Below are 24,494 nucleotides of genomic sequence, written 5' to 3'. Positions count from 1 at the left end.
CGGGCGACAGCATCACGGTGAAAACGCTGTTGCTCAGTTGCGCACCGTCACAAGGTTCGCATCGCGCGCAAGGCGCCATTGACCATCATCCTCCTTGCGCAGAAGCGTGAGGGTATAGCCGGATCGTCGAACGGTATCGCCGCCAGGTGATGTCACAGCGACATCGATGCGATTGCGGATGAAGGCCCAGTCGCCCAGCACCTGCAGCTCGACGATCTCACTGGTGCCGTCAATCGCCATGCCAGCCATGGCCTTGGAAGCATCGGCAAAAGCCTGCTTGCCGAAGGGCTCCTGGCCAGGCACCGTGAAGACAACATCCTCCGTCATCAAGTCGAGTACGGCGGATGTGTTTCCTGCCTTGCTTGCGGACATCCAGGTTTCCACGACCTGGCGGATTGCTTGTTCGTCGTCGGTCATTTCCATGTCCTTCCGGGGCCGGAGCTCACAAGAAGAATGTCGATGCAGATGGCACCGCTATCGACCGGAACAAATCGCTTGCCCGCGCGTCTGGGTGACGATGCAATCCGGTCAAAACCTCGACATCCAGATCGACCATATAGGGCGATCTGCCGTCACCGACATGGCAAACGGGAAATACGACCCTACCGCGACTTCAACTGGGCGATCGACAGCATCAGATCTCCATTTATGCCGATACCACCCCCTCGGCTCAAGATCGATGATGCAGGTGACGAGGTATTGACGCCGCTCGTCGCGTCGTAGACGGCCGAGAAACGCTTCAGCAGATTATCGACCTTACCGGCATCGTGCATATCCTTGATCGGAACCAGCTTCTCCAGCATTTTTGCCTGGCGCGTCACATCCATGTTGGACATGGAAGATGGCAAGGAGAACGTGGTTTTGATCACGTTGTAGAGCGCGGGATCAGACATGATGTCGTAGACGGAGTTGATCTGCGGCGCCTTTCGCTGGAAATACAGCGCGAGGCGGACACCATCGTTTGAAGCGCCTTGCTGGGTTTCCAAGGTCTGATGGAGATAGAGGTTATCGGTTGCAAGACGCGCGCCCTTGTTCTGGCTCGCCTCAATCTTCGTATTCGTCAGATTACCCTTGGTGTCGAAATTGAAGACGCTGACCATCGCCTTGAATTTCTGGCCATCCGGCGTGTTCAGAAAGCTTTTGGCATCCTCCGGATCGGCCGCAAAGGCCTTTTTCAGCGTCGCCTTGTCGACCGTCTTGGGATCGATATTGTTGGCGACGAGAATGAAATCCGTCAGCTTCTTGTCGGCCAGAATGTCATCGACGCTTGTGACCTTGGCGATCGACTTGCTGAAATCGGTAGCCGCGTCTTTCGCGTCCTTGACAGCTTTCTCTCGCATCTGGCCGGTCAACCCGAATGTCTTCGCCTTGGAATAGGCGGAGATGAAGCTGTTGATCGAGGCCTGCGGCAGCGCTTCGACCGACGAACGGAGGTTGCCCTTGCTGTCGAAGTTGAAAGCCTTTGCAAGCTCGACGAAGCGTTCGTCCTTTAGCGATCCGACGTAACTTTTGCTGTCATATGGATCGCTCTCCAGAATTTTCCGGAGCTTGTCTCGCGATATCTCGCTCCTGTCGATCCCGTAGGCCCGAAGCGCCATATCCTCTATCGTCGGCAGATCGCGCGTCGCCCTGTCATTGGCGGCGAAGAAATCGTCGATGGTTTTGATCTTGCCGACGACGGTCTTGTAGTGCGCCTCTGCATCCTTGAACAAGGCGGTCCGCGCATCACCATAGTGCGCCATGTAGGTCTTGGAGACGTCCTCGGTCTGAGCGGTCGTTTGCGCCGTCGCGCCAGCAGGCAGCGTTCCGTCGGGCGAGAAATTGAACTTGGAAACCATTTCCGCCATGCCGGTAATGGCAGCGTAGGTCTTGTCGGTAAAGGCCAGATTGAATTGCGAAGCGGTCAGTTTCGAGCTTAAACCGTAGGCGCTCTTGAGATAGGAAAACAGCCGGCTGTCACCGGTGATATCGCTGAGCGACTGCACATTGGCTATCTGCTGGCGGTAATATTGATCGTTGCTTTTGGCCGCGGCCGACGTGAGCAGCGTCGGCACCGTGTTATCGTAGCGCGATACCAGCGCCCCTTTCTGTTGCTCCGTCTGAGCCGTGGCCCCGGCCAGCGTTCCATCCGGATTGAAGCTGAACTGCGAGGCGATCAGCTTATATGTCGCCTGCACGGACGCAGATGAAAAATTGCTCGCCGTGTTGACGAAACTGCTGGGGTCATCGGGGTCGCTGGTCAGGACCGACTTCAGGAAGCTTTTCGAGATATTGTCCGGATTAACGCCATGCGCCGTCAGGATATAATCCCGCATCCTGGAGCTGTTGACGATATCGTCGACATTCGCCACCTTGTCGATCCATTTGGTATAAAACGCGCTTTCCTTCTTCGCGAGCGTCGCTTCGTTGGCGAAGGAGCGCTCGTAAAGCCCGATCGTGTCGGTCTTCTGCGCGTCGCTCTGGGCCGAGTTCTTGGTGGAATTGGCGCCGAAGTTAAAGGCGGCCGCAAACTGCCGGTATCGGGCATCGGTCAGCTTATTGGCAAAGCTGCTGCTGTTGCTGAGATCGCTCGTCAGCACCTTCTTCATGAAGGCTTTGGCATAGGTCATATCTTCGAGACCGTAAGCCTTCATCGCATAGCTGTAGAGCTTGTGATCGCTCAGGAACTCGTCGACGTTTTTGACCTTGCCGATATGGGAATCATAATATTCCTGATCGCTTTTAACGGTATTTTGCCGTGCGATGCGCGCGAGCGTTGATGCCATGTCCTTTGTCGCGGTGACATAGCCAAGATACGTAGAAATCATCGATCGTCCCCCACAGACGCGCGGTTCACCACAATAGCCCCACAGCTACAGTCGCAACCAGACCTTGCGCGAAGCTAGACCAACAATCTTTAGGCCGCTTTAACAGCAACATGAGGACGTGGAAGTGGATGGTGGGGCCGATTTGTCGGGTGCGAAAGCAGTCAAAGCTTGGCGATATGGCCTCAACGATAATGCGCTTTCGAAAGTTTCAGGCCAGAATGCATTCGGAACAAGCGTGCTGCGCCAAACCGATCGATTGGCCTGGATGGATTGCAGGCCAAAATGAGAAGCCCGCAGATCAGCTTGCGTCGGCAGTCACGCACTTAGGTAGCAGACGCAGAGACGTCGCCTATTTTTTCTTCGGTGTCTGGGCCCACCAGCTCTGGGTATTTCCCATAAAGCGCCGATCGCCCTTGTAATAAGTCACCATGCCTTTTCGGTCGACCTTGATGGAAGTCGACGCCACGGGTGTCGCAGACTTGAGCCGCTCGACCATATCGAGTGCCTCCTGCCGCTTGCCTGCGCGGATCAACGCCATCAGCTTGGACTCTTGAGTCATCATTTATACTCCACAGTTCGCCGGCTGGGGGATGCCGGAGTTCAGTCGGTCATTCGTATTTCGCATCGGTCAGCTCGCCCCACGCTGCGTCATCAGCGAACGAAGGGCCACGGCCACCACGCACACGCTGGAGACAAGAAAGATCGCGCCGGACATCGCGTAGATCGTCGGTGAGGCGCCCGCATTCATCTTGCCGAACAACACCACCGGCAACGTGTTCTGCCGGCCTGCCAGATAGAAGGCGCGCGTGAACTCGTTGAGCGACAGCAGAAACGAAAAGATGAACGCGCTGATGAGACCCGGTCGGATGAGCGGCAGGGTAATATCCCTGAACTGCCTGAGGCGGGAGGCCCCGAGATCATCGGCAGCCATCAGATAGGTCCGCTTGACCGCCGCAAAGCTTGTCAGGATAACGATGAAGGCAAACGGCATGGCCCATAAGAGGTGACCGGCGATGACGGTCAGCGCGGAGGCCTTCACACCGGCACGCGTGATCACGGTCGAAAGCGCCAACCCTTGAATGACGCCAGGCACGAACATCGGCAGGAGCACCGTCAGGAACCATAGGCTGCGGCCCCGATGCAGCTCGCGATATGCAAGTGCCGCCACAAGCGACAGGATGGTGGCAACAATTGCGGTCGCCAAGGCAATGACGAGAGATTGCCAAAGGGCCGCAACAAGCGCGGTCTCGCCGCCAAGGGCGATGTACCATTTGAGGGTCAGATCCGAGATGTGCGGCAGCCCCGGCTGCAAGGCCGGATTGAACGAGACGCCCAGCAGGTAAAGCGGCGGCGCGTAGATGGCCGCCAGCCCGATAATCGTCAGCGTCCAGATAACAATGCGCGGACCCGTTCCTTCCCTGACAATCATTGGCTTCGATCCTCAAACAGGGAGGAGAGCCCGAATATGGCATCGCCGATCAAGACCAGACCGAAGACGATGACCAGCATCAGCGTCGAAATCGCAAAGGCGAGCGGAAAATTGGCAACCCGCATGACATCGTTGATCATCACGGAAACGATCGATGCACCCGCCCCGCCAAGCATCTGCACCTCGGTCGAGGAGCCCGCAACCATGACGAAGACGAACAGGAATCCCGCAAAAACACCAGAATAGGTCAAGGGCAGAAGCACGGTGCGCGCCATGGTCCAGAAGCCGGCGCCAAGATCGCGTGACGCCGCCATCGCGACTGGATCGACCCGACGCATCGACAACAAAACCGGGAATGTCGCAAACGGCAGGTAGGAAGCGATCAATCCGACGATGACGGCGAAATCGCTAAACAGCAGCCAATCCAGCGGCGCATCCGTTATTCCGGCTTGCTGGAGCAGCGTGTTGATGACGCCGGTACGCCCAAGCAGCAACCGCCAGGAAAAGGAGCGGATGAGATAGGATGTGAAGAAGGGAATGGTGAGCAGCGCCGCAAGCACGGTCGATAACGTTCGCCCGGCAATGAAATACATCGCATAAGCGGTCGGATAAGCAATGAGCAGGCAAATGGCCGATGTCAGAAACGCCTTGCCGAGCGTGGACAGGAAGACGCTCCAGCGACCGGCCTCCAGAATGGAACCATAGGCGGCAAGACTGAATTCGGGCTTGATCCAATAGGTTGACGGGTCCCAGGCGCAGAAGCTCCAGACCACGACGAGCACGAGCGGCGCAAGGCCGAGCACGAGGATCGTCGCAAGCGGAACAATCAGCAATGGAACAGATGTCTTCATGGTCTCCTATCGCTTTTAAAAGCGTTCATCCGCATTCATCCTTGTCGGTCTCGGGGCCAGCCAGAGCCAGCCCCGATCCATCACGTCACATCAGGCGTTGCGCAGCTTCTGCCACCATTCTTCGTAGAGTTGGAAATTGTCCGGCCGGCAATTCTGCCAGTAGACCTTCCCGGAGAACTTGGCCTTCACATGATCGGCAAGCTTGGCGACATCGTCGGCCTTGTACTCGTCGGCATGGGCCTTCGCATAAGTAAGGTTGTTGTCGGTGGGCACGAGATAGCCACGCGCCTTGCCGAGCTCGCAGCCGTAAAAGCCTGCCAGCAGCCCGTCGACGAATTTGTGGGCGACATCGGCCTTCCCGCGCTCGCTTGCTCCCTTGAGCAACACGGTATTGTTGCCCCAACCTTCATAGCCTTCCACGGGAGCCGCATACTCCACCTGAAGCCCGCGCTTGCGGCCTTCATAGACGATCGGCTCCCAGCCGGTCATCGCATCGACTTCCTCGTTGGCAACCAGCTGAACGCCCTGTTCCCAACCATTCCAGAACGTACGGAACTGACCGTCCTTCTTGTGCTTGATCAGGAATTCCATCACGAGGCCAAGCTCGGATTCGGTCAGATTGCCCGGCTCCTTGATCGGCTTGTTCTCGGCTTCCTTCAGATAGATGGCGGTGAAGATGGCGCTGTTGATCCAGGCATCTTCCATCGCGACCCGGCCTTTGAGCTTCGGGTCGAAGATGACGCCGTAGCTGTCGACCTTGCCGAGCTTGTCGGGACGATAGATGATGGAGTCGGCATTCACGACCGTCGGAATGCCATATTGCTTGCCCTCGTAGGTCAGGGTCGGAATGTCCTTGGCCCATTGCCAGATGCCGGCAAAGTTCGGGATCTTGGAAACATCCCAGGGAGCGATCAGCCCCTGTTTGGCAAGTTCGCGTTCAGCGCCACCCTGAAAGCCGCCGACGTCGAAAAGATCATTGGCGTTGCCGGCGGCAAGACGTGCAACCACCGGGCCGACGTCATTGCCGTTATCGGTAAATTCAGGCGAAACACCGCTCTGGCTTGCAAACTCCTGCCACTTGTCGCCGATATCGAGCGTCGCCGTACCCCAGAAGGCTACGGTTGCGTCATCGGCCATGGCACGTGTCGCGCCAAGCCCGCCCACGGAGAGCGCGGCTGCACCCGCACCCATGAGTTTCAGCATGTCGCGGCGCTGTATGTTGCTCCTCAAGGCGGAGGAGACGAGATCCTTGTTCCTGCTCATCGTATCATTCCCTTCCCTTATTTTCGCTTGTCTCAGCTCTTTCGGGTCTACTCGTCGCCTCCAACCGCGGTTGGTATTCCAGATCGTTCAATCAAGAGCGCGGCACCCGGCTTCAAACGGACGCGAACGCTCTCGCCCGGTGAGGGTGGAGCTGCGTCCGCGCCGGTCGTCACCACCAAACGCTGGTTGTCGGCGAAAGTCAGCGTAACGTCATGGCTGAGTCCGCGATAGGTACTTTCGACAACCTTAAGTTCAATTGTATCGGCAGCCGCCTCGACCGACGGTACGAGCTCGATTCGGTCTGGACGGATAGCGACCAGAGCATCCGCCGGTGCAGCGCCTGAAACCGTCGCGACCAATTGCTGTCCGGCGATCGCAACCGTGGCCCTATCGCCGGAAACCGTGATTTTCTCGGGCTTGAGCAAGGTATCGATACCAACGAAACGAGCGACAAAAGCGTTGGCCGGAGCCTCGAAAAACCGCTGTGGAACATCGGTCTGTTCAATACGTCCCCTATGCATGACAGCCATACGGTCGGAGAGGCTCAGCGCTTCGTCCTGGTTGTGGGTCACGAGAATGAATGTCGCGCCTGTTCGCTTGTGCAGCCGTCCGAATTCGTCGCGCATCTGCTGGCGCAGGCGTTCATCCAGCCCGGTCAGCGGCTCGTCCAGCAGCAGAATGCCGGGCTCCATGACAAGAGCGCGAGCGAGCGCCACACGCTGCCTTTGTCCGCCGGATAGAAGGTTGACATCGCGATCGGCAAAACCTGCAAGCTCGACAAGCTCAAGCGCGCCCTCGACCTTCGCCCTCAGTGTGACGCCGGAAAGTCCACGCAGCTTCAGGCCATAGCCGACATTCTCAGCGACATTCATATGCGGGAAGAGCCCGAGGGACTGGAATACGGTGTTGACCGGTCGCCGATTGGCGGGAACTCCAGCCATATCCCTCCCGTCGAAGAGCACACGTCCACCGGTTGGTTTGTCGAAGCCGCCGACCAATTTCAACAACGAGCTCTTGCCGCAACCCGACGATCCGAGAAGAGTAAAGAATTCGCCGGCCCTGATATCGAGCGTGACATCGTCGACGGCACGCGTCGTGCCGTAGCTTCTGACGATATGGTCGAGACCGATCGCTATCGCCATATCAGACGTGTCTCCCGTCTGATTCACGAATGAGCAACAGGCCTTCTTCGGTAATTTCCAGTTCCTGGCCGGCAACGACCAGCGATGTTGCCGTCGCCTCCTCGATGATAAGCGGGCCTGCTACACCCTTGACGGATGGCAGTTTCGTGCGCTCGTAGACGGGGCAAGATACCCAGCCCGTCTCTCCGCCGAAATAAACTCGGCGATGGCCCTTCGAGGCCGCCTCCAGCGAACGCTCGGCGGGGTTCAGCTTGGGGATGGCGATGACCGGCCCATGCAACACGGCTTCGAGATGGATCATCGTGATCTCGATGGGCGAAGCATGCAGGCAAAACGCATAAGCACGCTCATGCACGGTGTGGAAGCGCTCCGCAAAGCTTTCGACATCGTCGTCGAGTTCGAAACGCGCAAAAACACCATGTTCCTGCCCGCGATAGCGGGCCTCCACCTGGCAGGCATAGCGGATATCGGCACCGTTACCCTTGGCAAAATAGGTGACAGCCTCGCGCTTCAGGTCTGCGAAGCGGCGCTTCAGATCATTGATCGCGTCCGCTACGAGCGGCGAAAACCACGTGCTGCGGAAATCGGCGCGCGGTTCTGCCGCCAGCATCCCCCAAGCCGAGAAGATGCCCGGATGCGGCGGCACGACGGTCGCTTTCACGCCAAGATCGCGACCGAGGCGAGCAGCAAGCGCCGGCCCGGCGCCACCGGAAATGACGAAAGCGGCATCGCGCGGATCGTGGCCGCGCTGAACCGTGACCAGTTTCAATGCATTGATCATCGACGCATGCGCGATCTCGACGATCGCAAGCGCAGCATCCTCGACGGACAGGCCAAGCGGCTTGGCGACCGTTGCGATCGCTGTGACCGCCCTGTCTTTATCGAGCTGCATCTGGCCACCGGCAAAGCTTGCGGGATCGAAGATGCCGAGCGCCAACAATGCGTCGGAAAGCGTCGGCTTTTCGCCACCCCGACCATAGCAGGCAGGGCCGGGCGTGGAGCCAGCGCTCTCCGGTCCGACGCGCAGCGCGCCGCGCTCGTCAATGCGGGCGATAGAGCCGCCGCCCGCCCCGATTTCAACGATATCGACAACCGGCACCTGCACAGGATAGCCGGGGACGATACGGGTATGTTCCAGCTTATACTCGCTATCGAGCGTCGGGCGGCTATCGTGGATCAAGGAGCACTTTGCCGTCGTGCCGCCCACATCGAGCGACAGCACTTCGGATTCTCCGAGAACCCCGCCGATCCGCGCAGCACCTGCGACACCACCGGCCGGGCCGGATTCAACCAGCGTCAGCGGGCTCATCTGCGCCTGATCGAACGTCGAGATGCCCCCGTTCGACTGCATTGCATAATAGGGGCAGGACAGATCACGTTCCGTCAAAGCGCTTTCGAGCCGCGCGAAATAGCGCTTGATGATGGGCTGCACGTAAGCGTTGAGCACCGCCGTGTTGGAGCGCTCATATTCCCGCCACTGACGGGAGACCTCGTGGCTAGCGCAGACCGTAACATCCGGCAGTGCTTCAGCCAGCGCCTTCGCGCAGGCGATTTCATGATCGGGGTTGACGTAGCTGTGCAGGAAAACAACGGCCACGGCCTCGACACCGCGCGCCCGGCACTCGCCGATGATCGCCTCGAGGTCGCCGAGTTCGATCGGGGTCAATACGCGCCCCTTGGCATCCATTCTCTCACGCACTTCGAAGCGAAGATTGCGGGGAACGAAGGGCTCCGGGCTCTTGAACTGAAGATTGTAGAGATCGGGTCGATTTCCGCGGCCGATTTCCAGCACGTCGCGAAAGCCCGCTGTGGTCACCAGCGCGGTTTTAACGCCTTTACGCTCGGTAATGGCGTTGATGACGGTCGTGCCGCCATGGGCGAAGAAGATGACGTCGCGCGTCGACAGCCCATCCTTCTTTTCGGCAAGCTCGATGGCTGAGAGAACGCCTTCCGATTGATCGTGAACGGTCGTCAGGCTCTTGGCCGTAAAAATATCGCCGGTGCGCTCGTCATAGCCGACGAGGTCGGTAAACGTACCGCCTACATCCGTCGCCAGCCTGATCATCCTGCCATCCTCTCTTCAAATCCATAAATCTCGCGCGCCGTCTCCTTCGAGATGTAACCATTCTCGACGTCGCGCCGGACATGCTCGGCAGACCGGGCGCTTGCTTCGCCCCAGCCGCCCCCGCCGCCGGTAATGATGCGCACCAGATCACCGCTCTTCAGCGCGATATGCGGCTCGCGGCCAAAATTTCTCACCTGACCGGCAGCATCTTCTACCTGCAACAGATTGGCCGTACCTGGAGTTCCGCCCTCGATACCCCAGGGCGGCGTCTGCGTACGGCCGAAGCTGCAATAGGCCGAAGCGCCGTCTTCAAGGATTTCATAATCGCGGATAACGCCGAAACCGCCGCGGCGACGGCCGGCGCCCGAACCACCTTCGGTGTTGAGCTGATATCGGCGCACCAACAGCGGAAAGCGCGCCTCTATGACTTCGACCGAATAATTATAGGTATCGCCGTCGGTAAGCGCGATCACGGCACTGGCACCGTCCGCCTCGTTGCTCGCGCCCCAGCCGCCATGCTGCGGCTCGATATGAATGAACGGTTGGCCTGCCGAATCCTTGCCTGAGATATAGACGACGCAAAGGCTGGTATAGGAACCCGCTGAAAAGCGCTCCGGCATCAGCCGGGCAAGCGCCTTCCAGACCAGTTCCGACGCATGGACCGAGCCTTCGTAATACCAGCCCGTCGGAGACGGCTTTTCTGCGGTAAAGACGGATCCCTGCGGTGCAATCACCGCGAGGGGCCTGAACCAGCCCTCATTGGACGGCGCCTGCGGAGCCACCAATGCCTTGAAAATCGTGCGCACGGCCGATTGCAGCGCACCCGCCGCGCAATTGATAGGCCCGGCAACGGCCGGCGGGCAGCCGGTGAAATCGGCAGTCAACCGATCACCGTCGATGGTGACGGCCACCTTGACCGCGATCGGATCGGTGGTCACGCCATCGCCGTCGATGATGTCCTGTGCCTCGTAGACACCGTCGGGCAAGGCGGCAATCGCGGCACGAGCCTGCTTTTCACTGGTTGCGAGCAGATGATCGAATGCAGCCTCGACGATATCCGTGCCGTATTTCCGCGCAAGTTCGCCCATGCGGCGGGCGGCCACTCTAACGGTTGCCACTTGAGCCGTCAGATCGCCGATCGCGATTTCAGGCAGGCGAACGTTTTCGCGGATGATGCGAAGCACTTCGCCGGCAAAACGGTCATTGCGCACGACTTTGACGCCCGGCAACCGCAAGCCCTCCTGGAATACGGAGGTGGCATTAGGGGCAAGCGAGCCGGGAACGGAGCCGCCGACATCAAGATAGTGAGCGACATTGATGGCATAGGCCAAAATCCGCCCGTCGAAGAAGATCGGCTTGACGATCGCAAAGTCGCAAGCGTGCGTGCCGCCCGAATAAGGGTCGTTCGTCAGCAGAATATCGCCATCCTCCAGATCGTCGCCGTAAAGCGCAATCAGAGATTTGACCTGGGTACCGAACGTGCCCGTGAACAAGGTGATGCCGTTCATCTGCGCCACCAACTCCCCTTCACGGGTTAGCAGGCCGCAGGCGAAATCCAGCACCTCATAGATGACCGGGCTCATCGAGGTACGCGCCATGACTACGCCCATCTCGTCGACGGTGGCAGCCAGCTTGCCCTCGATAATCTCCTGCGTCACCGGATCAACGACGATCACGAATCCACCCTCATTTATTATATTCGCACGGGCGCAGATTAGGTGTTTTTTCGTCCCCCGAAAGCCTTCCCGATGGGTGGGTGGGCAAAAGCGACCCTACCCGAATGGGTAGGTTATCGATTGAGCATGCCCTTTTGCCGGGCCGCCGTTACCGCTGCCGTCCTAGTCGAGACGTTGAGCTTGGTAAAAATGTTGCGGAGATGGAACTTGATCGTGTTGTCGGATAGCGAGAGCGTGCGACCGATTTCCTTGTTGGACAGTCCGGAACTGAGCAATTCCATCACCATCTGCTCGCGTCCGGTGAAGCTGGAGGGATCGTCGCCTGCGGATTGGGGCGCTGCCTCCGCGTTGTTCAGCAAGGCCTGAAGCCGCCTGCGAGTGACATTGGCAACGGCAGGATGATTGGCGAGCTCGCGAAGTTCGCCAAGGCCGGCTGCGTAATCAAGATGAAGGAGGGCGCGATAGTCGCCAAGCGGCATGGTGACCACAAGATCGGAAAGCCGAGCCGCAGCAAGGTCGGTGCTGCCTTCGGCCATCAGGATGCCTATGTCCATGAGCGCAAGCTCGATCGTGCGCGGAACATGGGGGCGCTGCGCCTGACGTGTGGTCAGCCGATCGAAAACCTCTCGCGCCTTTTCAGGTTCTCCGAGCGCCAGATAGGCGCGTGTCCAGAAAATTGCCGGTGTCGCGCCGCGCAGATTGATCGACAAGAGGTTGGCGCGATCAGAGGTAATCGTCTGCGCACCGAACCCATTGGCCTCGGCATGGCGGATCGCCTGGTCGAGATCGCCGGATGCCATCAGCAGGATGCCCCGTTCGCGATCGATCAGGCGGGTGAGCCGATCAAAACCGCGCCGTCGCGCAACCGCGCGAATACGATCCATGGCCGCATGCGCGGCGAGCGTATCATCGCTCATGCGCAGCGTGCGCTGTTCGGCCATGAAGCCGGCCGCCAACAGATCGAACCACGTATCGTGACGCTCGAGATGCGGCAACGCCCATCCAAGCATCTCGGCGGCGGCCTCCGTCTCTCCCCGCATCGACAGAATTTCTGCCTTCAGCACTTGCCCGACGGCGTCAAAATCGCTGCCGGCGGCAATGTTGGTCTGTGCTTCGCAAATCAACTCGTCATACGCAGACAGGGCGCTTGCGCTGTCACCCGACAGAAAGAAAGCCTGGCCGATATGAGTGTAAAGGTGCATCGCACCGAAATCGGCACCGCCATCTCGAAATGCCCGGAGCGCAAGATGCCCATAATGCAAGGCGCGATCGAGCTCGCTCCGGATCAGGAAATTATAGGAGAGCATGTTGAGCGCGAGTGCCCGATGGATGAGCTCCATTCCATCGGGTTGCTGAAGGTCGTTTTCCAGCGCGGAGAGATCAGCAGCACTTGCCCAGTGATCCGTGTAGAGTGCCAGAAGAATGCGCACTACACGCAGGTCTTTCGCCAGAATCTCGTCGCCGGCGGCAGCACGTTCCGCAATGACCAGATAATGATTGGCAGCCGCCAGCTGCGCCGCCTTGGCATTGAAGATTGACAGGCCGAGCGTCGCGAGCGGAAACCGTCCAAGGTCAATTTCGGAGGCTCGACCACTCAAGGCCTGAAAGAGCGTCGTGCCGCCACGCGTCGTCGCGTAGACGCGCCGCCAGCCCCCGGCACTTTCCACCATGCGCGCGGCAAGATTGGCGTCCCCGGCCGAGATCGCATGCTGAACGGCGCGATCGATATCCCCGTTGGCCTCAAACCACTGCGCGGCTCTCGTTAAAACACGATTGGCATCGACACCGCGCCTGCTGGCAGTCTGCTTGAGAAACTCATTGAAGACCGGGTGATAGCGCATCCAGTTTCCCGGGCCGGCAAGCAATGTCACGGGAAGCGCATATTCGTTGAGGCGCTCGATCACATCGGCGTTGCCGCTGCCGGCGAGAACGGCTTCCAGCAACGAATGGTTGAACGCAGGAAGTGCTGCGGTCTCCGTCAGAAACTGACGAATATCCTCGGGCAAATGTTCGAAAACCTGCTCCGAAAGATAGGAGCCCATATCCGCTCCGCCGCCATCGAAAGAGGCGAGAATCCTATCGCTTTCCTCGGATTCCGAGACAAGCAGGCTCACCATCTGCAGCGCAACTGCCCAGCCTTCGGTTCGGCGATTGAACGAACCAACCTGCTCCTCGGTCAGTTGTGTACCTTTGCCCGCGAATAATTCTCGCGCTTCGGCATCGGAAAAGCCCAATTCGGCCACGCCGAACTGCTTGAACTCGCCACGCAGCCGCAGTGCCGACAGTGGAAAGCGCGGCGGGCTGCGACTGACAACCACCAGCTTCACATGATCGAGAGACAAATCCGCAAGGATCTTCGCCATCAGCGCTTCGGTGGCATCCGTCTGTGCGAAGTGATAGTCGTCAAGGAAGATCGCGAGCGGTCCCGGTATCTTGCGCAGGCGCGTTGCAAGAACGGAGAGAAGCGCTGCCGCCGGTAAATTGCCGGCATCGCCGCCATCCTCATCGAGCAATGTCTGCAGCGCATCGATCAGCGCCAATAGAAAGGCTTCCTGGACGGTATGCTCCGCATCGAGCGACACCCAGCAAAGGTTGACCCCGTCCTGCTTGAGCAATTCGTACCATTGGACGGCGAGCGAAGTCTTGCCGTAACCGGCGGGCGCAACAATCGTGGTTAGGCGTCGGAGCCCGACACGTCGGAGCTGCCGCAACAGATCGCTACGCTGGATGGTTTGCTGCCCGCTGGATGGGGGAGCAAATCGATTCTGTCCGCTCATGGGGTCGGATGATGATGGCTCGACAATCAGTTTGCAACCCGGGAGAAAACGTTTGCATGGCGGAAGATTCCGTATATTTGCGGCGTTGTAGCCTTGCGACGAACGTCTCGCTTTCCAAGCGCCTGCAGGGTCGGCACGCCGACGCGTCATGCTGCGCAACACAACCAAAACGATGGTTGCTCGGAAGAGTTCTATCCACAGTCTTTTCGAGCGTTTTCGCGGCGCATCTCCACCTGCCAACAGAGCCTGAAGCCAGTGATTTTCCAATCCCGAGACGCGTAAACGGTCCGTTAGGAATTTATTGACCATAATTGGAGGTATAACGATGCCGCACGCGCGGCGCCTCTGTTTCTGTGTCTTTTACCAAGGGCGAAAGTCGTATCCGTGCATCACGCGATCTTTTCCATCTCGGCGACCACCTTCGCCATGGCCTTCTCGTTTGTCGCTTGCAGAGTGGCATTGATCGCGGCGCTCTTGCTAGGCGCGCTCGCGGGATCGGCGGGGGCAGCGGAAGACCGGGCTCTGAAGCTGTTCTTTACACATACGGGCGAGCGAGCGACGATCGTTTTCAAACGCGGCGGCAGGTATGACCCGCGCGGCCTTGCACAAATCAACCGTTTTTTGCGCGACTGGCGAAAGAACGAGCCTACCAAAATCGATCCGGAACTGCTCGATCTCGTCTGGGAAGTTTATAGCCGCAGCGGCGCGCGAGAGCCGATCCATGTCGTCTCGGCCTATCGCTCTCCGTCGACAAATACCATGTTGCGCACCCGCTCGGCAAAATCCGGTGTCGCCAAACATAGCCAGCACACGCTTGGCAAGGCGATGGATTTCTATATTCCGGGCGTGAAGCTGGCGAGCCTGCGCGCAATCGCCATGCAGATGCAAATCGGCGGCGTCGGCTTCTATCCGAACTCTGGATCGCCCTTCGTCCATCTCGACGTCGGCAGAGTCCGCGCCTGGCCGCGAATGTCGCGCCAGGAACTGGCCCGGCTCTTCCCGAGCGGGCGAACTCTTCACATGCCGGCGGATGGCAGACCGTTGCCTGGATATGAAGTGGCAGTTGCCCAATCGAAGAAGCGCCCAGGCAAATTCGTATCAGTGGCGGACGACGAGGACGATGATGCCAAGCCGGCGGCCGTTGCGTCCGCGCCAGCCGTGGCTCCGGACACCAGCCTTTTGACCAGCATGCTGCCAACACCGCGCAGCCGCGCCGCAAACGGGCTCGAGCTGCAACTCGGCAAACGCGTTGCCGAAGAAAACAAGGCTCAACCATTCCCTGATCTGGCATCCTATGCCGTGCCGCTGCCGATATCGAAGCCGATCAGCATCTCCGTCATTCCCATGACGGCGCCTGAGAGACCTGCACCGCTGTTGCTTGCAAGCCTGGTGATCGGTCGAAACGACTTGGGCAAGTTGTTGGTGACGGATCATTCAAAGCGATCGACGGACGATGCTATCGCCAAACTGCAGCCGATGGCGGATCTTCCTGCATCTGCCGTGCAGGACGTGTCGGGCGGCGTCAGCGCCATGTCCACCGGCGATCTTGTCGCCTGGGCGCTTCAACCGGCAGGTCTGGCGATGGAAATGACCATGCCCGGTCTCGTGGATGCACCCATCCCGCTGCATCAGGATGCGGCCGATTTCGCTGGCAATGCTCCCGGCCTGGAGGACGATGATTTCGACGTCGAACGGTTCGGCTTCGAAGGCTGAATTGCGATTGCCCCGACCCGCCTGATCGGCAAATCGGGGCAAGACTTTCAATCGGCGACCTCAACGAGGATCTCGATCTCGACCGGCACGCCAAGCGGCAGGCTGGCCACTCCGAGAACGATCCGGCCCGACAGCATTTCGGCACCGAACACCTTGAGAAGAAGCTCCGACGCGCCGTCCGCAACCCTTGGATGGTCCCGGAAATTGTCCTCGGTCGCGATATAAATGCCGATCTTGGCAATGCTTGCCACTTTGTCGAGCGAGCCAAGCTGCTCCTTGATAGAAGCCAGCGCGCTCAATGCAGCAAGTTCGGCAGCCTTGTATCCGTCTTCGACAGACAGTTTATCGCCGACGCGTCCAAGATACTGCGGCTTGCGATCCACGACGGGAAGCATACCGCTCAGAAACAGCAACTTGCCGATCCTTACACCCTCGACATAAGCGCCAAACGGCGTCGGCGGAGGGGGTAGCTTGATGCCGAGATTCTCGAGCCGCTGTTCGGCGCCAGTGGCGCGCGCCTTTCCGCCGCTCACCATTTGCCCAGATGCGCGCCGCCGTCGACGTTCAGCACCTCCCCTGTGACACGCCGGGCCTCCGTCAGAAACAGCACCGCATCGGTAATTTCGCTCACGCTTGACACGCCGGGGATCGGCGAAAGCGTGTCGAGAAAATCACGCGGATTGTCCTTATGAAGTGGCGTGTCGACGACGCCGGGCGCTACGGTGTTCACGCGGATGCCCTGTTTCGCATACTCCAGCGCGATGTTCTTCGAAAGCGCCTCGATGCCGCCCTTGGTTGCCATTGCGACGGACGCGTTGATCCCGGCGATCGGATGATCAACCAGCGGCGTCGTGATGCTGACGATGCTGCCGCCGGTGTTCTGGATCAGCATCTGGCGAACGACCAGCTGTGTCAGGTGCAGGAAGCCTTCCAGATTGGTCGAAGCAAGCTGCCTGTAGTCATCGAAAGTATAGTCGATGAACGGCTTGGTGAAGAAAATGCCGGCGTTATTGACCAGAGCGTCGATCGTGCCGAACCGGCCGAGCGCCGTTTCGACGACACGCTTTGCCGTGGCCGGATCGGCAATGTCTCCATCGACGCGCGCCAGTCGGTCGGACGCCTTGATCTCGGCGGCTTGGCTAACCCGGCGAGATGTCGCAACGACGTTATAGCCGCGATCGAGGAAGGCATTCACAAGTCCTGCGCCGATGCCCTGCGATGCACCTGTGATGAGCACCGTCTTTGTTGTTTCCATGGTCATTCTCCTTTGCACGAAGCGACCTCACCGCCGCGCTGCAGCCCGACAAGCTGGCGTGATCGAGGGAGGATGAGGTGGTTTGCTTGCTCTCGTGAAAGGAATATGCCCATTTGGCCTTTAGGCGATTAGATGGAAATATCTGGAATCAATTTTCCATTCATGCAAAAATTAGGCATGACCGATTTGAACGATATCGCGATTTTCGTGAAGGTGGCGCAGTTCGAGAGCTTCAGCCGCGCCGCGCACGCTCTGGGCATGCCGGTCTCGACGGTCAGCCGCCGGGTCACGGCGCTTGAGGAGCAGCTCGGCGTCACGCTCCTGCAGCGCACCACCCGCAAATTAAGCCTGACCGCGCAGGGGCGCGCCTACTTCAATCAGTGCAGCGAACCGCTCAGCCAGCTCGATGATGCCGAGCGGGTCCTCGTCAATGCGCAACGAAAGCCTGAGGGCTTGCTGCGCATCACTGTTCCCGTGGTGCTCGGGCAGGAGCCGTTCTACGATTTCGTATCCGCGTTTCTGAAAAGCCATCCGCTCATAAAAATCGATCTGTTCATCACCAATGTATTTCTCGATCTCATTGCCGAGAATATCGATCTCGCCATCCGCTTCGGAGAGCTGCAGGATTCATCGATCATTGCTCAGCGGCTCGGCAAAAGCGTACGCTATGTCGTGGCAACGCCTTCCTATCTCGAGGGACGTCGTCCGCCCGCAAACCCCGAGGATCTGAGCGAACACGACTGCATCTTGCTCAACGGCCGCAACAACGAGGCCGAGTGGCATCTGGTCAATGGCCAGAAGTCGGCGAAAATCCAGGTTTCAGGACCGATCTCCAGTCGCGACTTCCAATCCGTCAGCGCCTTCACCTACAAGGGCCACGGCATCGGCTTTTTCCCGTCGAACTACTGCGACGATCAGATCGAGCGCGGCGAGCTTGTCCGCCTTCTGCCAGAATGGGCCTCGCCGGAGATTTTCGTGCATGCCGTCTACCAGACTCGACGCTTCGTTCCCCTTAAGCTCCAGCTTTTTCTCGATGCTCTGAAGGCTTGGAAATCTCCGCTCTGGATTCCGCTTCGATAGCTGAACCCGAGAATGGCTATCGTCTACAGCGCGCTGGGGGAGCCGTCGACATAATCAGGACGGCAAGATCTAGGCGCCGCAAATGGCATGCACGAGTAGGAGGAGAGAGACGAACACCATGATGGCCGCAACGAGATGCTGGAGGATCGGCCAGACACGCCGGCTTGTGACACGAACCGGGCGAGCTGCAAGTGAGGCGAGGTAAAGTACTGTATCCACGAAAGCTCCAGCCATCGCATCCGTCGCCGCCCAAACGCAAGCAACAGATTTCATGAAGGAAATGCGTTTGTTGTTTTTATATTATCTATAAAATTAGTGTACTAAAGGAACGATTTTCTGCTAACGACCGTGTTTCAAACAAATTGAACGTCGCAACCTCCGGCGAACACGGCATCATCATTGCCGAAACTTCCTGACCATAACCACTTTCAGAAATGGACATGAGCTATGACAAAGACGATCGACTTCTTTTTCGGTATCGGTTCACCCTGGGCTTTTATCGGCCTTGAGCCGTTCGGCACGCTGGCGACACGGTTTTCCGCTGAGATCCGACCGTTCATCATCCCTCTGGTCGCAGAAAATGGCGCCATCTCCTCAAAGAACAGACCGGAAGCACGCCGCACCTATTGGTACAAGGATCTGAAACGTTGGGCTGCAGTCCGTGGGAAAACATTGAACCTTGAAGACCGGGCCTCGCTTTCTGATCCGACGCCTGCTGCATTTCTCGTGCTTGCCGCGCAACTCGAGGGACACGACTGGTTTGCCCTGACAAAGGCATTGCAGGAAGCATTCTGGGTCGGCGCGGAGGATATCGGCAATGAAGCCGTGCGTGGGGAAATTGCCAACGCTGCCGGTTTCGACGGCAGAGCGCTGGAAGAAAGAGCCAGGCATCAGGATGTGAAGGACGTGTGGACCTCCAATTACACCATCGCCCAGACGGCGGGCGTCTTTGGCTTCCCGACCTTTCGTTACGAGGACGAGCTCTATTGGGGCCAAGATAGCCTGCCGTTTCTGGAGCGCCACCTCAGGGGCGAAAAGCTCGTCGCCTAAGGTCGATGCGCGATACGCTTTGCATTCCGGCGCGCCCTGAAAAGGGATATCCCATTGGTTCGTGCCGGAACCTCTCCAGGTGACGTGAACAAATTGCAGCGGCGTCCAAATAAATCGTTGTGTGATTTCCGTCGCCTGGGTTAGGTGAGGTATGCAAGCAGCCACACGCTCCTCTTGGAAAACGCTCCCCCTCCCAGCGCAACAAGATCGCATCGATCTTGCACTGCTGTATTCGGATGCCGACGGCGAGAGGATCAGGCTTGGGTACGTCCCGCAGGATATGGACGATAAATGGTTCATATTTTTTGAGAATGGTTGGCTCTATTTTCATCGTTCCTGGACAGGAGCCTGTATTTATGGCGTCCGTCTCGACGGTTCGCCCAATGGTATTCGAGTGACTGATGCGTGGGTCAGCGGGGATAGAGAGCAGTACCGATCTCTCGGCCATGAATACGATGCACGCCTGATCGAGCAACTTATTTCAGGCTTCCTGCTATCGTAAAGTCGACACGTTCTGCCAGCCTTGCACGACGGCCGTTGACACCGTTTCATCGTGTTCATTCAAGGCTGCCTTTTGGAGACGGGCTTGAGCGGGCGATCTCACTGAGACAGAATGGCGCGATCATTAACGGCATCCTTTGGCGGCTCCGGTGCGAGGCTCCGTGGCGCGACGTTCCGCCCAAGCATGGGAGTTGGAACATTATCTATCATCGGTTCCGGCGATGGAGCGAAGCCAAAGTCTGGGAGACCGTGGTGGTGACGCCGGCCGAAACCATGGCGGACAGCGGCCAATATAGCATCGACAGCACCACCGTTCGCGCCCATGTGTCGGCCGCGGAAAAGGGGGACTCATCGACGCGCTCTTGGCCGCTCGCGGGGCGGATTCACCAGTAAGCTTCACTGTCTGGCTGACGCCCTTGGACGACCCCGCGCCTTCCAACTGACTGTTTGTTGCCCAAGAGGAGGACTGCAAGGCCTATGAAAAGCTGATTGATCTGCCCGAGCGCGCACCGGTCGCGTTGCTTGCCGACAAGGGCCACAATGCAGATGCGGTCCGAGCCGACCTTGCCGACCGAAAGATCAAAGCTGTCATCCCGGGTCGATCAAATCGCCGCGTGAATATCAAGCATGATCGGGCTCTCTACAAGCAGCGCAACCGCATAGAGCACATGTTCGGCCATCTGAAAATCAACCGGGCCATCGCCACCCGCTACGACCAGCTGGCCAACAGCTTACTCGGCATGGTCCATCTTGCCACCGCCAGAAACTGGCTCAAATTTGTCCATGCCGCCTACGCTTCAGGCCGGGGCATAAAGCCCTGCCCCCTGTGCGGCCCGATCCAGTTCCTCGCGAAAATCCGGGTGCGCGAGCGCAATCAGGGCCCTCGCCCGCTCGGCCACCGATTTGCCCTTCAGATCCGTCCATCCATATTCGGTGACGACAAGATGCGTGTCGTTGCGGGAGGTCGTCACCGGTCCGGTCAGCACCGGAACGATGCGCGAAAGAGTGCCCTTTGCCGCGGTGGAATGACAGGCGATAATCGAGCGGCCGCCTCGCGAGGCGTAGGCACCGCGCACGAAATCAACCTGGCCACCGGATGCGCTGAACTGCCTGCCATTCATGAACTCGGAATTGCACGCCCCGTTCAGGTCGATCTGCAGCGTCGCGTTGACCGACACCACCCTGTCATTTCTGGAGATGGTGAAAGGGTTGTTTACATAGTCGACCGGATAGGCCTCCACCTCAGGATTGTCGTGCAGAAAATCGTAGAGCGACTGATCGCCCAGCGCGAAAGTGAAGATCGACCGCCCGACATGGGTCTGCTTGCGGCTATTGTCGACCACGCCTGCCTTGACGAGATTGGCAAGGCCTACCGTCATCATCTCCGTATGGATGCCAAGGTTGCGATGATGGGACAGTCCGGAGCATACTGCGTCGGGCAACGCGCCGATGCCCATCTGCAGGCAATTGCCATCTTCCACGAGGCCGGCGACGATCGCGCCGATGGCATCGTCCACCTCGTTGCGCGGCGCGGGCGGCAGGATCGGCAGGCCGACGTTGTTTTCAACGAGTGCCGTCACACTCGACACGGGGATCATGCAATCACCGCGCACGTAAGGCATATTGGCATTAACTTCCAGGATCAGCCGGATACCGGGTTTGCGCGACACTGTGAGCGCGTAATCGGTACTGGCACCGAGGCTGAAATTGCCGTCGGCGTCCATTGGCGAGACCGTCGCGATCAAAGTGTCGACACCCACATGCTCGACCAGTGCGCGCGAGACCTGACTGAAATGGCAAGGCACGATATCGACGGCGGGGAGTGCCTCGGCCAATCGTCTCTTGTCGAGCGCCCGCTCCACGCCACCATGAAAGAAGCTCATGGGGATGATCACGTCTCGCAGGTCGAAATCAAAAACGCTGGTGCCGGCCACACCCGTACAGAGCAGATAATGAAGCCGGACATTGCTGACTTCGGCCGCCCTTGCCCTTGCCGCAAACGCAGCGAGAATGGCGGGGGGCTGGCCGGCGGCCAGCGGCATTGCGACTTTGGCGCCCGAGGGGATCAGGGCGACGGCGTCCTGCGCGGATCGCAGTCGTTCGCGATACAACGTCTCATGGATGGTGCTCATTGGGACCTCCTCCCAATGCTATCTCAAAGCAAATCGGGATCGATTGCAATGGCCGCGTCATATCCAGTGATAGCTGTAGTCAAACAGCGACATGCTATGTGTCGCTCGCGAGAAGATCAGGATGCCGGAGACACGACATTTTGACTGCACGGCTGCGCTTTTTTCCGCCGCCTGCAACGCAAGGCTATGGGCTGCCAAATAGGCGCATCCTCACCCTATGCGGTTGATCTTGTTCGATGCCTTATATCGGCATCATCGCAGGCAGCACTTGCCGAAGCCGCTTTGTCGGAGCAGATTGCACCGATAACGGAGATAGACGCATGACACAGGACGATACTTCGGGCTCAAACGCGAGGGGTATCGCACCTCGTTGGACATCCAGCGCCAAGAGCGGCGTTGGCACCGCGCTCTCGCCGGCATGCCGCATATGGTTCACGCTGAGCCACGGTATTCTCAACGAAGTCTATTTCCCACGCGTCGATAGCGCCTGTACACGAGACATCGGCCTGATCGTAACCGGCCCGGACGGCTACTTTTCCGAGGAAAAGCGCGATACCGAAAGCGTTGTCACAACGATAGAGGATGGTGTTCCCGCCTACCGGCTCGTCAATACGGCACTCGACGGACGCTACCGCATCATCAAGCGCATCATCGTCGATCCCGTGCGCAACAGCCTGCTGCAGAAAATATCCTTCGAAGCCCTGCACGGATCCATTCATGACTATCGCCTTTATGTGCTGGCCGCGCCGCATCTGATCAATGCCGGCAGCGGTAACACCGGTTGGGTCGGCGATTACAAGGGCACCCCGATGCTGTTTGCAAGCGGGACGAACGGCGTTTCGTTGGCTCTTGCCGTGACCGGCGGTTGGAAGGCCGGCTCGGCCGGTTATGTCGGCATTTCCGACGGTTGGCGCCAACTGCAAAGTGGCGGTGAACTCGATCCGCGCATCGCTCACGCCACCGATGGCAATGTCGCGCTGACCGGCGAAATCGATCTTTCCTCCGGCAGCGATACGGTTCTGATCTCCCTTGGCTTCGGCAATCGCGCCGAGGAGGCGGGTTACAGTGCGCTCGCCAGCCTCCAAGCCGGCTATTCGGAAGCCGAACGCGCCTATGTTGCCGACTGGCGAAGATGGCAGAGCACCCTGCTGGCGCTCGACGAGCCCAGGGCGCCGCCTCCCGAACTCAACCGTTACCGCATATCCACGGCCGTTCTCGCAACGCACCGGCCACTATCTTTCGAAGGTCCCGCCGTCGCCTCGCTGTCCATTCCATGGGGATTTGCCAAGGGTGACGAAGATCTCGGCGGATATCATCTCGTATGGCCACGCGATCTTGTCGAGACGGCCGGCGGCTTCCTCGCAGCCGGCGCTCCGCAGGATGCGCTGCGCATCCTTGCCTATCTGCGCACGATCCAGGAAGCGGACGGGCATTGGCCGCAAAACGCATGGCTCGACGGTGAACCCTATTGGACAGGCATTCAGATGGATGAATGCGCCTTTCCGATCCTGCTGGCCGACGCACTGCGCCGAGAAGGCGCTCTCACCGGCGATGCCCTCCTCTCCTATGTGCCCATGGTGGAGCGCGCCGCGCGCTACGTCGTGATCAACGGTCCGGTCACAGGCGAAGACCGCTGGGAGGAAGATGGCGGCTTTTCTCCCTTTACGCTTGCCGTCGAGATCGCAGCCTTGCTCGCTGCCGCCGATATCCTCGAGATCGCCGGCCAAAATCACAACGCCGATTATCTGCGCCAGACGGCAGATGCCTGGAACGATCAGATCGAGCGCTGGACCTATGTTGCCGCTGACGCGGCCACCGCCGACCTCGGGGTCAAGGGCTATTACGTCCGTATCTCTCCGCCCGATATCGCCGACGGCGCCTCGCCCGCCGATGGGTTCGTGCCGATCAAGAACCGGCCTCCTGCGGAATCGATGATGCCGACGGCCCGCGTCGTCAGCCCGGATGCCTTGGCACTGGTTCGTTTCGGGCTGCGGGCTGCCGACGATCCCCGCATCGTCGACACGGTTCGCGTCATCGATGCGCAGCTCAAATGCGACCTGCCGCAAGGTCCACTTTGGTATCGCTATACGGGCGACGGTTATGGCGAGCACGCGGACGGCAGCGCATTCGATGGCACCGGTATCGGACGCCCCTGGCCGTTGCTTGCAGGCGAGCGCGCGCATTACGAGCTTGCGGCTGGACGGAAAAAGGAAGCGATCACTTTGCTCGACGCATTGGAACGATCGGCCGGCCCGGGCGGCCTGCTGCCAGAACAGGTTTGGGACAAACCCGACATGCCCGAACGAGGTCTTGTTTTCGGCGAACCCTCCGGCAGCGCCATGCCACTGGTCTGGGCTCATGCCGAGCATATCAAGCTGCTGCGTTCCCTAAGGGACAATGCCGTGTTCGACATGCCGCCACAGGGCGTCGAGCGCTATGTGAAAAACAAGATCACGGCCCCGTTCGCGCTCTGGCGTTTCAACAACAAAACAGCGCAGGTGCCCGTCGGCAAACGCCTTAGAATCGAAGTGATGGCGAAGGCGATCGTGCGATGGAGTGCTGATGGCTGGGAGAATGCAGCCGATACAGAGACACGTCGGAACGGATTCGATATCGATGTGGTCGAACTCCCGACGGAGCGCCTCCAAAAGGGAGCCGTCATCACCTTTACCTTCTACTGGTCGGACAACGACCGTTGGGAGGGCGTGGACTTCTCCGTCGTCGTTACGGATGGCGACGCATAACTCGACTGA

The 24,494-nt window shown here is 59.1% G+C and carries 20 protein-coding genes and 1 pseudogene; 7 read left to right on the top strand and 14 right to left on the bottom strand.

Annotated elements, in window-relative coordinates:
* Positions 1-33: 33 nt before the first annotated feature.
* From HGP17_RS15500 to HGP17_RS15455, 10 genes are all read right to left on the bottom strand, one after another.
* Positions 34-417, bottom strand: coding sequence for an SgcJ/EcaC family oxidoreductase (locus HGP17_RS15500; protein WP_168810429.1), 384 nt, complete (start codon positions 415-417; stop codon positions 34-36).
* Positions 418-602: 185 nt separating this feature from the next.
* Positions 603-2,807 carry a DUF1217 domain-containing protein gene (locus HGP17_RS15495; protein WP_168810427.1) on the bottom strand — a complete coding sequence of 735 codons (2,205 nt, stop codon included), beginning with the start codon at positions 2,805-2,807 and terminating at the stop codon, positions 603-605.
* Between the two features lie 349 nt (positions 2,808-3,156).
* Positions 3,157-3,369: a hypothetical protein gene (locus HGP17_RS15490; RefSeq protein WP_246704113.1), complete on the bottom strand. Its 213-nt coding sequence runs from the start codon at positions 3,367-3,369 to the stop codon at positions 3,157-3,159.
* A 66-nt stretch (positions 3,370-3,435) separates the two neighbouring features.
* Positions 3,436-4,236 carry an ABC transporter permease gene (locus HGP17_RS15485; protein ID WP_168810425.1) on the bottom strand — a complete coding sequence of 267 codons (801 nt, stop codon included), beginning with the start codon at positions 4,234-4,236 and terminating at the stop codon, positions 3,436-3,438.
* Positions 4,233-5,087: an ABC transporter permease gene (locus tag HGP17_RS15480; protein ID WP_168810424.1), complete on the bottom strand. Its 855-nt coding sequence runs from the start codon at positions 5,085-5,087 to the stop codon at positions 4,233-4,235. The genes HGP17_RS15485 and HGP17_RS15480 overlap by 4 nt, the downstream gene beginning before the upstream one ends.
* A 90-nt stretch (positions 5,088-5,177) precedes the next feature.
* On the bottom strand, positions 5,178-6,350 hold the full coding sequence (locus tag HGP17_RS15475; RefSeq protein ID WP_168810422.1) for a substrate-binding domain-containing protein: 1,173 nt from the start codon (positions 6,348-6,350) through the stop codon (positions 5,178-5,180).
* Between the two features lie 47 nt (positions 6,351-6,397).
* Positions 6,398-7,492 carry an ABC transporter ATP-binding protein gene (locus HGP17_RS15470; protein WP_168810420.1) on the bottom strand — a complete coding sequence of 365 codons (1,095 nt, stop codon included), beginning with the start codon at positions 7,490-7,492 and terminating at the stop codon, positions 6,398-6,400.
* Between the two features lies 1 nt (position 7,493).
* Entirely contained in the window at positions 7,494-9,557 is a 2,064-nt protein-coding gene (locus tag HGP17_RS15465; RefSeq protein WP_168810418.1) for a hydantoinase/oxoprolinase family protein, read from the bottom strand.
* Entirely contained in the window at positions 9,554-11,233 is a 1,680-nt protein-coding gene (locus HGP17_RS15460) for a hydantoinase B/oxoprolinase family protein (protein ID WP_168810416.1), read from the bottom strand. Before HGP17_RS15460 ends, HGP17_RS15465 begins: the two co-directional genes overlap by 4 nt.
* A 113-nt stretch (positions 11,234-11,346) precedes the next feature.
* Entirely contained in the window at positions 11,347-14,010 is a 2,664-nt protein-coding gene (locus HGP17_RS15455) for a LuxR C-terminal-related transcriptional regulator (protein WP_168810414.1), read from the bottom strand.
* A gap of 426 nt (positions 14,011-14,436) precedes the next feature.
* On the opposite strand from HGP17_RS15455, the gene HGP17_RS15450 reads away from it, so the two are divergent.
* On the top strand, positions 14,437-15,723 hold the full coding sequence (locus HGP17_RS15450; RefSeq protein WP_168810909.1) for a DUF882 domain-containing protein: 1,287 nt from the start codon (positions 14,437-14,439) through the stop codon (positions 15,721-15,723).
* Positions 15,724-15,770: 47 nt separating this feature from the next.
* On the opposite strand, the gene HGP17_RS15445 is transcribed toward HGP17_RS15450, so the two are convergent.
* Both HGP17_RS15445 and HGP17_RS15440 read right to left on the bottom strand, forming a co-directional pair.
* Complete coding sequence (locus HGP17_RS15445; protein WP_168810412.1) at positions 15,771-16,259, bottom strand: RidA family protein; 489 nt, start codon at positions 16,257-16,259, stop codon at positions 15,771-15,773.
* Positions 16,253-16,978, bottom strand: coding sequence for an SDR family oxidoreductase (locus HGP17_RS15440; RefSeq protein WP_168810410.1), 726 nt, complete (start codon positions 16,976-16,978; stop codon positions 16,253-16,255). The genes HGP17_RS15445 and HGP17_RS15440 overlap by 7 nt, the downstream gene beginning before the upstream one ends.
* 177 nt (positions 16,979-17,155) lie before the next feature.
* On the opposite strand from HGP17_RS15440, the gene HGP17_RS15435 reads away from it, so the two are divergent.
* Positions 17,156-18,058, top strand: coding sequence for a LysR family transcriptional regulator (locus HGP17_RS15435; RefSeq protein WP_168810408.1), 903 nt, complete (start codon positions 17,156-17,158; stop codon positions 18,056-18,058).
* 69 nt (positions 18,059-18,127) lie between these two features.
* Here HGP17_RS15435 and HGP17_RS15430 read toward each other — a convergent pair whose 3' ends face one another.
* Entirely contained in the window at positions 18,128-18,277 is a 150-nt protein-coding gene (locus HGP17_RS15430; protein ID WP_168810406.1) for a hypothetical protein, read from the bottom strand.
* Positions 18,278-18,505: 228 nt separating this feature from the next.
* Between HGP17_RS15430 and HGP17_RS15425 the strand changes: the two genes are divergently transcribed.
* The 4 genes and pseudogenes from HGP17_RS15425 to HGP17_RS33750 form a co-directional block, all read left to right on the top strand.
* Positions 18,506-19,108, top strand: coding sequence for a DsbA family protein (locus tag HGP17_RS15425; RefSeq protein WP_168810404.1), 603 nt, complete (start codon positions 18,506-18,508; stop codon positions 19,106-19,108).
* 151 nt (positions 19,109-19,259) lie between these two features.
* Positions 19,260-19,610 carry a hypothetical protein gene (locus tag HGP17_RS15420; RefSeq protein WP_168810402.1) on the top strand — a complete coding sequence of 117 codons (351 nt, stop codon included), beginning with the start codon at positions 19,260-19,262 and terminating at the stop codon, positions 19,608-19,610.
* Positions 19,611-19,645: 35 nt separating this feature from the next.
* On the top strand, positions 19,646-20,002 hold the full coding sequence (locus tag HGP17_RS33755) for a transposase (RefSeq protein ID WP_246704112.1): 357 nt from the start codon (positions 19,646-19,648) through the stop codon (positions 20,000-20,002).
* A gap of 50 nt (positions 20,003-20,052) precedes the next feature.
* Positions 20,053-20,325, top strand: a pseudogene (locus HGP17_RS33750) (transposase); the annotation flags it as partial.
* Positions 20,326-20,406: 81 nt separating this feature from the next.
* Here the strand turns inward: HGP17_RS33750 and HGP17_RS15410 are convergent.
* Positions 20,407-21,741: an acetyl-CoA hydrolase/transferase family protein gene (locus tag HGP17_RS15410; RefSeq protein WP_168810400.1), complete on the bottom strand. Its 1,335-nt coding sequence runs from the start codon at positions 21,739-21,741 to the stop codon at positions 20,407-20,409.
* A gap of 320 nt (positions 21,742-22,061) precedes the next feature.
* Between HGP17_RS15410 and HGP17_RS15405 the strand changes: the two genes are divergently transcribed.
* Positions 22,062-24,485 carry a glucan 1,4-alpha-glucosidase gene (locus tag HGP17_RS15405; RefSeq protein ID WP_168810398.1) on the top strand — a complete coding sequence of 808 codons (2,424 nt, stop codon included), beginning with the start codon at positions 22,062-22,064 and terminating at the stop codon, positions 24,483-24,485.
* Positions 24,486-24,494: the final 9 nt, after the last annotated feature.

The sequence above is a fragment of the Rhizobium sp. P38BS-XIX genome (assembly GCF_012641435.1).
Lineage (GTDB): Bacteria > Pseudomonadota > Alphaproteobacteria > Rhizobiales > Rhizobiaceae > Rhizobium.
This window is presented reverse-complemented; position numbering and strand designations above follow the sequence as displayed.